The organism is Rhodoferax sp. BLA1, from assembly GCF_013416775.1.
Lineage (GTDB): Bacteria > Pseudomonadota > Gammaproteobacteria > Burkholderiales > Burkholderiaceae_C > Rhodoferax.
In genome coordinates, this window is sequence record NZ_SZVI01000008.1 from 96,455 (window position 1) to 109,542 (window position 13,088).

Annotated in this window: 13 protein-coding genes; 4 read left to right on the top strand and 9 right to left on the bottom strand. The window is 62.7% G+C overall.

The features are described from left to right. Positions 1 to 45 precede the first annotated feature (45 nt). The 9 genes from FDG13_RS08295 to FDG13_RS08335 all read right to left on the bottom strand — a co-directional run bounded on the left by FDG13_RS08295 (position 46) and on the right by FDG13_RS08335 (position 10,151). Positions 46 to 729 carry a phosphatase PAP2 family protein gene (locus FDG13_RS08295; RefSeq protein ID WP_180126629.1) on the bottom strand — a complete coding sequence of 228 codons (684 nt, stop codon included), beginning with the start codon at positions 727 to 729 and terminating at the stop codon, positions 46 to 48. After that, on the bottom strand, positions 719 to 4,141 hold the full coding sequence (locus tag FDG13_RS08300; RefSeq protein ID WP_180126631.1) for a class I SAM-dependent DNA methyltransferase: 3,423 nt from the start codon (positions 4,139 to 4,141) through the stop codon (positions 719 to 721). The genes FDG13_RS08295 and FDG13_RS08300 overlap by 11 nt, the downstream gene beginning before the upstream one ends. Then, complete coding sequence (locus tag FDG13_RS08305; protein WP_180126633.1) at positions 4,138 to 4,563, bottom strand: putative toxin-antitoxin system toxin component, PIN family; 426 nt, start codon at positions 4,561 to 4,563, stop codon at positions 4,138 to 4,140. The genes FDG13_RS08300 and FDG13_RS08305 overlap by 4 nt, the downstream gene beginning before the upstream one ends. After that, positions 4,560 to 4,799, bottom strand: a complete 240-nt coding sequence (locus tag FDG13_RS08310) for a CopG family transcriptional regulator (RefSeq protein ID WP_180126635.1) — start codon at positions 4,797 to 4,799, stop codon at positions 4,560 to 4,562. The genes FDG13_RS08305 and FDG13_RS08310 overlap by 4 nt, the downstream gene beginning before the upstream one ends. Before the next feature lie 73 nt (positions 4,800 to 4,872). Then, a complete protein-coding gene (locus tag FDG13_RS08315) occupies positions 4,873 to 5,568 on the bottom strand; it encodes an ABC transporter ATP-binding protein (protein WP_180126749.1) in 696 nt (231 codons plus the stop codon). Positions 5,569 to 5,573: 5 nt separating this feature from the next. Further along, entirely contained in the window at positions 5,574 to 6,368 is a 795-nt protein-coding gene (locus FDG13_RS08320; protein ID WP_370528195.1) for an ABC transporter ATP-binding protein, read from the bottom strand. Next, complete coding sequence (locus tag FDG13_RS08325; RefSeq protein WP_180126637.1) at positions 6,365 to 7,606, bottom strand: branched-chain amino acid ABC transporter permease; 1,242 nt, start codon at positions 7,604 to 7,606, stop codon at positions 6,365 to 6,367. Before FDG13_RS08325 ends, FDG13_RS08320 begins: the two co-directional genes overlap by 4 nt. Next, positions 7,593 to 8,492 carry a branched-chain amino acid ABC transporter permease gene (locus tag FDG13_RS08330; RefSeq protein WP_180126639.1) on the bottom strand — a complete coding sequence of 300 codons (900 nt, stop codon included), beginning with the start codon at positions 8,490 to 8,492 and terminating at the stop codon, positions 7,593 to 7,595. The genes FDG13_RS08325 and FDG13_RS08330 overlap by 14 nt, the downstream gene beginning before the upstream one ends. 15 nt (positions 8,493 to 8,507) lie before the next feature. Beyond that, positions 8,508 to 10,151, bottom strand: a complete 1,644-nt coding sequence (locus FDG13_RS08335) for a 3-(methylthio)propionyl-CoA ligase (RefSeq protein WP_180126642.1) — start codon at positions 10,149 to 10,151, stop codon at positions 8,508 to 8,510. Positions 10,152 to 10,305: 154 nt separating this feature from the next. Here FDG13_RS08335 and FDG13_RS08340 point away from each other — a divergent pair, with 154 nt between their 5' ends. The 4 genes from FDG13_RS08340 to FDG13_RS08355 are packed head-to-tail and all read left to right on the top strand — an operon-like array spanning position 10,306 to position 13,047. Continuing rightward, positions 10,306 to 11,790, top strand: coding sequence for a YdiU family protein (locus tag FDG13_RS08340; RefSeq protein ID WP_180126644.1), 1,485 nt, complete (start codon positions 10,306 to 10,308; stop codon positions 11,788 to 11,790). A 20-nt stretch (positions 11,791 to 11,810) separates the two neighbouring features. Continuing rightward, complete coding sequence (gene msrB / locus FDG13_RS08345; protein ID WP_078363678.1) at positions 11,811 to 12,218, top strand: peptide-methionine (R)-S-oxide reductase MsrB; 408 nt, start codon at positions 11,811 to 11,813, stop codon at positions 12,216 to 12,218. Next, the gene (locus tag FDG13_RS08350) at positions 12,215 to 12,760 is read left to right on the top strand and encodes a septation protein A (protein WP_180126647.1); all 546 of its coding nucleotides are present in this window, start codon (positions 12,215 to 12,217) and stop codon (positions 12,758 to 12,760) included. Before msrB ends, FDG13_RS08350 begins: the two co-directional genes overlap by 4 nt. Further along, positions 12,757 to 13,047, top strand: coding sequence for a BolA family transcriptional regulator (locus FDG13_RS08355; RefSeq protein WP_180126649.1), 291 nt, complete (start codon positions 12,757 to 12,759; stop codon positions 13,045 to 13,047). The genes FDG13_RS08350 and FDG13_RS08355 overlap by 4 nt, the downstream gene beginning before the upstream one ends. Positions 13,048 to 13,088: the final 41 nt, after the last annotated feature.

Consider the following 13,088-nt stretch of genomic DNA (forward strand, 5'->3'; position numbering starts at 1 on the left):
GATGATAAGTCCATAAAACGGCGCCCCTGGCGCCACAGATCTTGCTCAGCCCGGCACCGTGGCTTGAGGCAGCGGTGCCGGTGGCAGCGGGCGCCGCTCCGGCGTCAGATCAAGCCGGGTATAGGGCTGCGTACGCCCGGACAGCAGCAACGCCAGCCGGGTCACCATCCAATGGGTTGGCGCGGGTGGCGCCAGCAGCGGCGCCAGCACCATCCAGAGTGCCAGCAGCGTCGGCACATACAGATGCCAGCGTGCACTTTGCAGAGCGGGTCGGGACATGGCCAACAGCGTCACCCCACTGCCCAGCAGCCAGCCTAACACCACCTCAGACACCGAATGGGCATTCACCATCACCCGCGACAGCGCTACCCCAGCGGCCAGCACCAGGCCAAAACCCAGCGCCGCCCTGTGCCAGCGCGATGAACGCTGGGCCACCAGCGTGACCAGCAACAGCGGGTAAATCGCTGCAGAGAACATGGCGTGGCCCGAAAAGCCGGTGAAGTTCCAGCTGGCCACCCCCACACCCCAACCGATGAACGCCAGCTTGGAGGCAGCATTCAACAGCGTGACCAGCGCCAGCCAGAACAACCACCTGTAGGCCAAAACCCGCGTGGCATGCGAGCGCAGCAACGCTAGGCACACCCACAGCGCCGCCGGCAGCAAGGTTTGCACCTCACCAAAACGGGTGATCACATGCCAGTAGGTGGGGATGGCGGTCTCAGACATCATGTGCAACATCAGCCACAGACGCTGATTGGGTGAGCTTGCCAGATGCCGCATCACCACCAGAACGCGCCAGATTCAGCGCCAGCAAGCGTTTCAGAATCTCGTCGTCGGGCAGCGCCGGGCTGTAGTCAGCCCAGCCGTAGGCAGCGGCCACCGCCAAGTCAAGCTGCTGGTGCGCCAGCGTCAGCCAGGCCGGTTTGGCGTTGTAGAGGTTGGTGAGGGTGCGTTTGTGCAGCGCCTTGAGGTCTGCATCGCTGATGCCGGGGCGCGGCTCGATGCGGTCCGGGTACGGTGAATGGTCCAAACCCAGAGGTATCACCTCGGGCACGCGGTGTGTCCACTCGGGCGGGTTGAGCCAGGCTTCGCGCAGGTCGTTGAGCTTTTTGGCGGCCTGGGCGATGGCAATGGCGTGGTCACGCAGGCCCAGGGGCGCAGAGACCTTGGTTGAACTCTTGCTGGTGGCTGGGCTGGTGTTGTGATGCGCTACGGTCTGCGGTGATTCGCCCGGCGCGGCTGGCTCGGATGCCGGGGGCTCATACGCGTTGCTTTTTAAAATCGCCCCCGACCTCCGAACCACCCGCGCCTTGGAGGTGCTGGACGGATCGACACCGTTGGCCAAAGTCAATATGGTATTTGTAGCTACTTGCCCTTGATTCATAAGGGCTAGAGGCTGATTTTCCTTATAGAGGTCGGCAGGGATCAAAGCGCCGCCGGGCAGGGTTTCGGTGCGCTGGTGAGCGGTATCAGCGGGTGTAAGGCCTGCGGGGAAGGGGAAGGTTTCGAAGCAGGTCGTGGGGGTGTAGCGCGGGTCGTTACCTACCCCCAACCAGGTGCACATACGCAGTGACCAAAGTTCGTGGAATCGACTGTGAAGGATGCCAAACGTGGTGTCGTCGGCGCGGGTGATGGCAACCACAGCGCTATCCGCCAAAACGGCGCTGCTAAACCAAGCGAACACTCTGTGCTTGGAAACGCGAGGAGAGATGATTTGCCTTGGTAGGTCACGCAAAGCAAGTTTCATTGAGGGTCGTGGATCACCATGACACCACCAATGCAAACGATGCCAATCTCTTCTGAGTTCCAACCGCGTAGGCTTTACTTCTCGAATTGCCTTTGCAAACGGCAACTCAAACAGACAGGCATCTGCTTCACTCATTTTGTCAAAGTCAATTACCCACAAATCTTCTGAACGCCTGGTTACGGCTATTCCATTCACCCAGGGACGAAGCACCTTTGCGTTGGATAACCCATTGGGATTTGGCTGCCGCAGCCATTCCCGGGCGAGTTGCCCAGTGATATCGAAAGGGCCGTTTTTCTGCGTACCGATGAACGATGCGCTCGTGTTTTCAGGCAGCTTCGCTGCGCCGGTGAGGTCATTTAGGCCAGATAAGTCTTGCTCGGTCAAATCTGCAGATATCGCTGTCACTGCTACGTTGTCCAGTCGCGCTATTTGGGCTTTGTCACCAAATGCGATGAGGGGAACCCGAACTGCAGCACCGTCATTCACCCAGCCCTCGTCACTCCAAGCGTCAAAAATCCGGGTACTTTGACAAATCGCATCCAACACTTTGCGATTGGCACCGCCACGTATCGAATTGGTAGAAACCAATCCGGCCGCCTGCAAACCATCGCGCTCGATCGCCAAGCGTGCCTTTTCAAACCAATAACACACCAAGTCAGCGCCCCCTGGCACCCGCCCCTGATACACGCGGCGCAGCGTGAAGGTGTAGTCCTCACCCAACTCCCGGATCATCTTGCGATCACCCAAAAACGGCGGGTTGCCAATCACCACATTGGCTGTCGGCCAAGTGGCTTCGGTCACCGAGGGCGAGCCGTTGTCGCTCAGGGGTGCGGGTGGTGCGGAGGTCGCAGCCGATTTTAAAAAGCAACGCGTATGAGGCTGCGGCCTCTGCGCCGCCCGCGCCCCGGGTTCACAGCCTGCCTCCTCAGAAGCAGCGTCCTCGCCATCAGAAACCGCATCAGGAAAGCAAAGCAAAGCATCCCGGCACTCAATGTGGTCCAGCGGCTCCAGCACCGGGTTGGTCTTGAACTCGTAACCGTGCGCCATGCGCCACTGCAGCTCACCAATCCACACCGTCACCCGCGCCAGCTCGGCGGCGTATTCGTTGAGCTCAATGCCCAGCACATTGTGAGGGCCAGTGACCAAGTCGGCCTCGCGGTCCAGCCCCAGCGCGGCGGCGTCCAGATGGCTCTTGTGCTCGATGTCTTTGAGCGCCTTGAGGCCCAGAAACAGAAAGTTGCCACTGCCGCAGGCTGGGTCGAGGATGCGGTAGTTTTGCAAAGTGTCCAGCCAGCCGATAAAACACGCCTTGGCGGCGCGGTAGTTCTTGTCACCCTTCTTGGTACTTTTGGCCTGTAGCCCTTGTATCTCCTGGGCTACCTGCTGCCATTTTTGAAGCAACGGGCGGCGCAGCACCGGGTCGATGATGCGGTCAATGGTGGCGGTGTCGGTGTAGTGGGCGCCGAGCTGGCTGCGTTTGGCCGGGTCCAGACCACGCTCGAACAGGGTGCCAAAGATCGACACGTCGATGGCGCTCCAGTTGAGGTTGGCGGCGTTGCGCAGCTCGGTCACGTCCAGGATGCTCAGGGTCGGCACGTCGATGCGTTTGAACAGGCCGCCGTTGAACCAGGGGATGTCGTCGGCACCAAACATGCCCCCCTGGGCCATGGCGGCAAACAGGTCGGCCAGGCCCTGGCTGAGTTTGGCCGGGGTGATGTGGCGGTTGTTGACCAGGCGCTCGAACATGCGCCCAGGCAGCAGGCCCACGTCTTCAGCAAAAAAGCAGAACAGGCATTGCGTGAGGAAATGGGCCACGCGGTTGGCCTGGCCCTGTGCGTCGGTGGTGATGCCGCGTCGGCGCAGGCCCTCGGCCAGGGTGGCAAAACTTTTGGCGGCGGCCTCGGTGATGTCGCGGTTGGTCTCCGTTGGCTTGAAGCTCTCGGGCGCGGTCCAGATGCGGCGCAGCAGCGCCTGTTTGTCGGGCTGGTCCAGCTCGTAGAGGCTGACGCTGTGGGTCTGGCTCGGGTGGCCGGTGAACTGGGTGTGGATGCGAATCGTCAGGCGGTCAGACACCACCAGGATCGGCGGGTTGGAGAGCGCCAGGCTGTAGGTCAGCAGCTGTTTGAGCGCGGTGTCGAGGTTTTTGCCGGGGGCCTTGTTCTCCCAGGCGAAAACGCCGCGTTTGAACACGTCGGCATAACCGGTTTTGCCGCCGATGACCGCGCTTTTTTCCTCAAACCGGTAACCGTCGGCACTGCCCGGCTTGGGCACGCCCAGCAGTTCACACAGGTCCAGAAAATGGCTTTGCGCGCCCTGCTCTTCGTTGAGCCCATAGGCCGGGCCGGGCACACCGTCGGGGGCGCCCCATTGGGTGATGAAGTCTTGGGGGGTCATGGGCGGTCCACAAACATGTGCGGGGTCAAAACGCGATCTTGCAAAACATGGTCCTGTAGCAGCAGTTTGTCACCGGTGACCAGGTACAGGTCGTCACGGCTGCTGAGCAAGTCCCACAAAAACTGGTCGCCGGGGTCGGGCGCTTGCGGGGTGGCGTCGCTGTTGGCGGGGGTCAGCACAATGGCGTGGCGGGCCAGTTCCAGCAGGATGGTGTCCAGCTCGTCGGCGCTGAGCCGGTGCATCTTGACGAGATGCGGCCTGGCCAGCACAGCGCGGTATTCGGACAACAGCGCCTCTGACAGCACAAACGGGAAGGCCGCAGCCAACATGCCGTCCAGAATACGCGCCACGGGCGAATCGGCATGCGAGGTCAGCAAGCCTGCGACCACCACATTGGTGTCGATGATGAAAAAACGGCTCATCCCGCGCTGCGGGCTGCACGCTGGGCATCCAGTGCCAGCGCCATGGCTTGGTCGTCACTGCGTGTGCTGAGCTGGCGCGCACGGCGCACCAGGTCTTGCGCCTGCTCACGCGATTTGATGCCGTAGAAGTCCAGGCTTTCGTCAATGAGTTGCCCAATGGTTTTGTCACGCTGGGCGGCGGCTTCTTTCAACGCCCGGTAACGCGGCTCGGACAGGGTGATTGTCAAACGGCTCATGTGAGTCCTTGCATTGGTGTTTAAGCACCAATATGTTAGCTCACTTCGGTTTCAGCCGTGAACCGCCTCCGCCTCACACCGCCAGCCACTCCCGGCACACGGCCTCGTTGGCCAGCAGCGCGGCAGGGCTGCCCTCAAACACCACGCGGCCCTGGCCCATGACCAGGCAGCGCGACGCCACCTGCAGCGCGATGCTGAGTTTTTGCTCGATCAGCAGCACCGACACCCCGCGTGCTTTGAGGGTGCCCAGGAACGTCGCCACCTGCGCCACCAGCTGCGGCGCCAGGCCTTCGGTGGGCTCGTCGATCAGGATCAGCTCGGGGTTACCCATGAGCGTGCGGCACAGAGTCAGCATTTGCTGCTCACCGCCCGACAAGACACCGGCCTTGACATGGGCACGCTGCTGCAACTGCGGGAACAGCGCAAACATGTCGTCGAGCGACCAGCCGCCGCCCTGGCGACCGGGTTTCTGGCCCAGCAGCAGGTTGTGGGTGACCGTCAGGTCGGGGAACACATCACGGCTCTCGGGCACATACCCCAGGCCAGCACGGGCGATCTCGAAGGTGGTGCGACCCAGCAGCTGCTGGCCGCGCCACAACACACTGCCTTGCGCGGGCACCAAGCCCATGATGGCTTTGGCCAGGGTGGAGCGGCCCGAGCCGTTGCGCCCGAGCAGCGCCACCAGCTCACCCGCGCCCACTTGCAAAGACACGCCTTGCAAGACACGGCTTTTGTCGTAACCGGCGCTCAGGTTCTGGATCTGCAGCATCTGCATCAGGCCTTGGTCGGCTCAGCGGTGGACAACACGGCGCCCAGGTAGGCTTGCTGCACCAGCGGGTTGGCGCGCACGGCATCAGGGCTGTCAAAGGCCAGCAGTTCACCTTGCACCAAAACAGCGATTTTGGTCGCCAGCCCAAACACCACGGACATATCGTGCTCCACCATCAGGAGCGTTTTGCCGCGCGTTAACTCGTCGATCAGCGCCATGAACTGGGTGGTCTCAGAACGGCTCATGCCCGCCGTGGGCTCGTCGAGCAACAGCACCGGCGCGTCGCTGGCCAGGGTGACGCCCAGCTCCAGCGCGCGTTGCTGGGCGTAACTGAGCTGCTGCGCCGGTATGTGGGCGACGCTCTCCAGCTGGAGCTGCTGCATCAGGGTCTGGCTGCGGGCATTCGTGTCGGTCAGGCTGGAGAGAAAGCGCCAGAAGTTGTAGCCCAGGCCCTGGCGCCACATCATCGCGCAGCGCAGGTTGTCAAACACACTCAGGGTCGGAAACAGCTGGCTGATCTGGAAGCTGCGCGCCAGGCCCAGGCGGTTGATCTGAAACGGCTTTTTGCCGTCGATGCGCTGGCCCGCCAGCCAGACCTGGCCACGGCTGGGGGCACAGCGCCCGCTGATGATGTCAAACAGCGTGGATTTGCCCGCGCCATTGGGGCCAATGATGGCCACACGTTCGCCCGGTGCCACCGTCAGGCTGATGTCTCGGATGATCTGGGCCGGGCCAAAGGACTTGTGCAGGCCAAGCAAGGCCAGCGCAGCACCAGCGGGGGATGTCAGAGGTGGGTTCACAACGCGGCTTTCTGCGCCAGAACGCCCTGGCTCAGCCACCACCCCAGCCCGCCCAGGCTCGCCACCGCCACCACACACAGCCAGTTGGCGGGGCTCAACACGTCCAGCGTGCAGCCCAAGAAGCGCAGATGGGGGCCCAATATGTCCACCTGTTGCAAGCGATAAAGCATCTCAACCCCCGCCAATACAGGGGTAATAGCTATCAAAAATGAGGCCGCCAGCGCCAGCCGCCAGGGCCACAAGCGCAACCAACCGCCCTGCCCGGCGCGCTGCCAGCCGCGCAGCAACAGCGCCGCCAGACCACCGGGCGCGACCATCACCACCCCCACAAACACCACACCCAGGTAGAGCAGCCAGGCCGGGGTCAGGCCGGGCAACACACCGAGCGCCAGCACCATCAACACCGCGCCCAGGATCGGGCCGACAAACAGGGTGCTGCCACCGACAAAGGTGAACAGTAGCAGCAGGCCAGAGCGGTGCGCCGAGAGCACATCGGCGCTCACCATTTCATAGTGCAAGGCCGACAAGCCACCCGCGATACCTGCAAAAAAGGCCGACATCACAAACACCATGTAACGCACCCGCTGCGGGTTGTAGCCAATGAAGGCGACACGCTCGGGGTTGTCGCGCACCGCGTTGAGCAGTCTGCCGAGCGGCGTCTGCGTCAGGGAGTACATCAGCGCCGTGCAGACCAGGGTGTAGGCCGCGATCAGGTAGTAGAGCTGGATTTGCGGGCCAAACGTGAGACCCAAGGGCGCGCTACCCGCCACCCGGTTGCCAGACAGACCACCCTCCCCGCCAAAAAACCCCGGCAGCACCAGCGCACCCGCCCAGATCAGCTCACCCACACCAAAGCTGATCATGGCAAACGCGGTACCCGCGCGCCGGGTGCTGACCCAGCCCAGCAGCAGCGCCAGCAGCACACTGCCCAGACCACCCGCCAGCGGCACCAGGCTCACGGGCAGCGGCCAGCCACCACTGACCAGATTGAGCGTGTGCATCGCCAAATACGCGCCCATGCCCGAATACACCGCATGGCCAAAACTCACCAGACCACCCTGGCCCAGCAGCAGGTTGTAGCTCAGGCAGACGATGATCGCGATGCCGATCTGGCTCAACAGCGACTGGCCCAGGCTGCTGTCAAACAGCAGCGGCGCCAGCACCAGGACCAGCGCGTAGCCGCCCCACAGCAGCAGCGTCTGGCGATGTCGGCTTGACCCCGGCTCAGTAACTGGCATGGCGCTGTGCACTTCCCATCAAACCATGGGGCCGAACCACCAGGGTCAACACCATCACCACATAGGGCAAGACCGGCGCGAGCTGGCTGAGCTTGAGTGAAGGCAGCAGCGCCACATCCAACGCCACAGCAAAGGTCTGCAACAAGCCGATCCCCAGCGAGGCGACCAAGGCCCCGCGCAAGGATCCCAGCCCCCCCACCACCACCACCACAAACACCACCCCACCGAGTGCCTGCGCCATGCCCGGCTCGGTGACAAAAGCATTGCCGCCGAGCACCCCGGCCAGCCCGGCCAGGGCACAGCCCAGGCCAAACACGAGTGTGAACACACGCGGCACGTTGTGGCCCAGGGCCTGCACCATCTCGGGGTGGGTCAAGGCAGCGCGGACCACCAGGCCAGCGCGGGTGCGCACCAGCAGCGCCAGCGCCGCCAGCACCAGCAGCGTCACGCCCATGATGAAGGCGCGGTACAGGGGAAATTGGGTGTCAAACAGGGTCAACAGCGGCCCGTCGAGCACCGGCGGCACCCGGTAGTCGACCGCGCTGCGGCCCCACAGGCCTTGCACCAGCTCCACCAGGATGTAAGACAGGCCAAAGCTGATCAGCAGCTCGGACATGTGACCAAAAGAGCGCACCCGGCGCAAGGCTAGCCGCTCAAAACCCGCGCCCAGCAGCCCAACCCCGAGGGGCGCCAGCAGCATCGCCCACCAGAAACCCAGCCAGTTCGAGACGCTGTAGGCCAGGTACGCACCCAACATGTAAAACGCGGCGTGGGCAAAGTTGAGCACCCCCATCAAGCCCCAGATCAGCGTCAGCCCAGAGCTGAGCAAAAACAGCAGCAGGCCGTAGCTGATGCCGTTCAACAAAGACAGGGTCAACCAAGCCATGCCGTGCAGGTGTCCTCAACGCAGGTCGGGCAACACATAGTCTTTGAGCAGCTCGCGCAGCTTGCTCTTTTGCATCTTGCCGGTGGCACCCATCGGGATGGCCTCCAGAAAGATCACATCGTCGGGCACCTGCCACTTGGCCGCCTTGCCCTGGTAGAAGGCCAGCAGATCCTCGCGCGACACGTCCAGACCGGGCTTCCTGACCACCACCACCACCGGGCGTTCGTCCCACTTGGGGTGTTTCATGCCCACACAGGCCGCCAAGGCAACCGCCGGGTGGGCGACTGCGATGTTTTCGATATCGATCGAGCTGATCCACTCGCCACCCGACTTGATCAAGTCCTTGCTGCGGTCGGTGATCTGCATGTAGCCGTCGGCATCGATGCTGGCCACATCCCCCGTGGGAAACCAGCCGTCCACCAGCGGCCTGACCGCCTGGGTGTCACCCTCACCCTGGTAATACTCGCGGATCACCCATGGCCCTTTGACCAGCAGGTCGCCACAGGTGTGGCCGTCCCAAGGCAGTTCGGCACCCTCGCCGTCGACGATCTTCATGTCGATGCCATAGAGGGCTCGTCCCTGTTTCAGGCGCACCTTCATCTTCTCGTCCTCGGACAGGTGCTGGTGTTTGTTTTTCAGGGTGCACAGCGTGCCCAAGGGACTCATCTCGGTCATGCCCCAGGCGTGCAGCACCTCCACACCAAACTGGTCGTTGAACGCGCTGATCATCGCGGGCGGACAGGCCGAGCCACCAATCACCGTGCGTTTCAGGCTGGAAAACCTCAGGCCCTTGCCTTGCACATGGCTCAGCAGCATCTGCCACACCGTGGGCACACCGGCGGCATACGTCACCTGCTCCGACTCGATCAGCTCGTAGACCGACTTGCCGTCCAGGCCCGGCCCCGGAAACACCAGCTTGGCACCGGTGAGTGCGGCCGAGTACGGGATACCCCAGGCGTTGACGTGAAACATCGGCACCACTGGCAGGATCGCGTCACGCGCCGACATCGACATCACATCGGGCAGTGCGGCAGCGTAGGCATGCAACACGGTGGAACGGTGGCTGTAGAGCGCGGCCTTGGGGTTGCCGGTGGTGCCGCTGGTGTAACACATGCTTGATGCGGTGTTTTCGTCGAGGTCGGGCCAGGTGTAGGTCACCGGCTGACGCGCCAGCAGGACCTCATAACTCAGCAAACCGGGGATGCCGCTGTTGGCCGGCAGCTTGTCGGCGTCACACAGCGCCACCCAGTGTTGGACACTCGGGCATCGGCTGTGGATGGCCTGGACGATGGGCAAAAACGTGAGGTCAAAACACAGCAACTGGTCCTGCGCATGGTGGATCACCCAGGCGATCTGGTCCGGGTGCATGCGTGGGTTGATGGTGTGCAAGACCCGGCCCGAGCCGCTGACACCAAAATACATCTCCAGATGACGGTAACCATTCCACGCGATCGAGCCAACACGTTCACCCATCTGGACACCCAGGGTATCCAGCCCATGGGCCAACTGGCGTGCGCGCTGCGCCACCTGGCGGTAGGTGTAGCGGTGGATGTCGCCCTCAACCCGGCGCGAGACGATCTCGCCGTCGCCATGGTGGCGCTCGGCAAAGTCGATCAGGGACGAAATCGTCAGCGCCTGGTTTTGCATCAATCCCAACATGTCAGCGCTCCTCTTGTGGTTTGAATCAACCGTCCATCGTACTGCGAAACCAGGCCCCCTCCGCCCCCCACCCGCTCAGGCACCCTGCAACCCTAGCCTGCGCCGGATGCCCCTGCACCCACAGGGTTTGTCGCGGCCAGCCCACAATTCAGCCATGAATGCGCCCCACCTGCCCAAGCTGCCCCTGCGTTTGCCCCTGAACTGGGACAACCGGTTTCACCAACTGGGCGCGGCGTTTTACACCCAGATCGCCCCCCAGCCGCTGACCGAGCCGTATTGGGTCGGGCGCAGCCCCAGCGCAGCCGCGCTGCTGGACCTGGCCCCCCAGACCCTGGCATCGCCCGAGCTGTTGCAAGCCCTGTCGGGCAACCTGCCACTCTCAGGCAGCCAGCCGCTGGCCAGCGTCTACAGCGGCCACCAGTTTGGGCATTGGGCCGGGCAGCTGGGGGATGGTCGGGCGATTCTGCTCGGTGAAGCCAATGGTTGGGAAATCCAGCTCAAAGGCTCGGGCCTGACACCTTATTCCCGTATGGGGGATGGCCGGGCGGTGTTGCGCAGCAGCATCCGCGAGTTCTTGTGTTCCGAGGCGATGTTTGGGTTGGGTATTCCCACCACTCGGGCGCTGTGTGTGACCGGCTCGGACCAGCCGGTGGCGCGCGAGCTGCTGGAAACTGCGGCGGTGGTAACCCGGCTGGCGCCGAGTTTCATCCGTTTTGGCCACTTTGAACACTTTGCCAGCCGCCGGCAACATGCCGAGTTAAAGACCCTGGCCGACTTTGTCATCGACCGCTTTTACCCGGACTGCCGCAGCGCCCCCACGCTGGACGGCAACGTCTACGCGAGCTGGTTGCAGGCGGTGGTGCAGCGCACGGCGGTGATGGTGGCGCACTGGCAGGCGGTGGGTTTTTGCCACGGCGTGATGAACACCGACAACATGAGCATCCTGGGCCTGACGCTGGACTACGGCCCGTTTGCCTTTCTGGACGCGTTTGACCCGGGCCACATCTGCAACCACAGCGACCCGCATGGCCGTTATGCGTTTGACCAGCAACCCGAGATCGCCCACTGGAACCTGTACGCGCTGGCCAACGCGCTGCTGCCGCTGATTGGCAGCCCGGCCCCGGCAGAACAGGCGTTGGACAGCTTTGAGCCCACCTTCAAGCGCAGCTACCAGCAGTTGATGGCAGCCAAACTCGGGCTCAAGGCCGCAGAGGGGAACGAGCAGCTGTCCACACTGATCCGCGACACGCTGGCCTTGCTGGCGCAGGACCGGGTCGACTACAGCATCTTCTGGCGCCGCCTGAGCCATGCCCGGGCCAGTGGCCCCTTCGAGCCGGTGCGCGACCTGTTCATCGACCGGGTTGGCTTCGACACCTGGCTGCTACTGTATCAAGAGCTATGCGCCCAATCAGAACAAGGGCTAGAGGCCAATTTGATGCTCAAAGTCAACCCCAAGTATGTGCTGCGCAACTACCTCGGTGAAAACGCCATCGAGGCGGCACGACACAAAGACTTCAGCGGCGTGGCCAACTTGCTGACGCTGCTGCTGGCGCCCTATGATGAACACCCCGCGTTTGAGGCGCTGGCTGGTTTGCCGCCCGACTGGGCCAGCCAGATCAGCATCAGCTGCAGTTCCTGACCCTTTTGGAGACCCACACCATGCGTTTTCCCATCCAGAAAAGTGACGCCGAGTGGCAGGCCCAGCTGGCCGACATGGGCGCCGAACCCGGTGCTTTCCAGGTCACACGCCAGGCCGCCACCGAACGCCCGTTCACCGGCAAATACGCGCGCCACTGGGCCGACGGCAGCTACCACTGCATCTGCTGCGGCAATAAGCTCTTTGACGCCGACACCAAGTTCGACGCGCACTGCGGCTGGCCCAGCTTTTCGCTGGCGGTGCCTGGTGCCATCACCGAGATCACCGACCGCAGCCACGGCATGACCCGGGTGGAAACCGTGTGCTCCCAATGTGGCGCCCACCTGGGCCATGTGTTTGACGACGGCCCGGCGCCCACCGGCCTGCGTTATTGCATGAACTCGGCTTCGTTAAACTTCAAGGCTACATGAAAATCCTCATCGACTTCTTCCCGATCCTGCTGTTTTTCGGCGCCTTCAAGTTCTACGACATCTATGTGGGCACTGCGGTGCTGATGGCCGCCACTGTGCTGCAGATGGCGCTGATCTACGGCATCGACCGCAAGCTGACCGCCATGCACAAGATCACGCTGGCCTTGATCCTGGTATTTGGCACCTTGACCCTGGTCTTGCACGATGAGCGTTTCATCAAATGGAAACCCACCGTGTTGTATGGCGCCATAGCAATTGCGCTGGCCTTGGCAGTGTGGGTCTACAAGAAAAACTTCCTCAAGGCGCTGCTGGGCAGCCAGTTGAGCCTGCCCGAGCCGGTGTGGATGCGCCTCAACGGACTGTGGGTGGGCTACAGCGCTTTCATGGCCATCATCAATGGTTATGTGGCGGCGTATTTCAGTACCGAGGCCTGGGTCGACTTCAAGATCTGGGGTTATGTGTTCCCGGTGGTGTTTCTAGTGGGCCAGGGCTTTTATATCTCGCGCTACCTGACCGAGGAGAAAAGCGAGCCCACACCATGAGCCAGCCACTGCCGACAGCGAGCGCGGCGCTGATCACCCAACGCCTGCAAGAGCGGCTGCAACCCACTGCGCTCGAGGTGATTGACGAGAGTGCATTACACAGCGGCCATGCGGGCGCCAATGGCACTGGCTTTGGCAGCCACTTCCGTGTACGGATTGCTTCACAGTTATTTACCGGCAAGACACCGGTAGCGCGGCATCGGCTTGTGTATGATGCGCTGCAAGATTTCATCGACCAGGGCCTGCATGCGCTGGCCATCGAAACCCAATTACCCGCCGCCAACTGAAGCGGGTCCAACCCCCAAACACTTTTCATTCAAAAAACGCA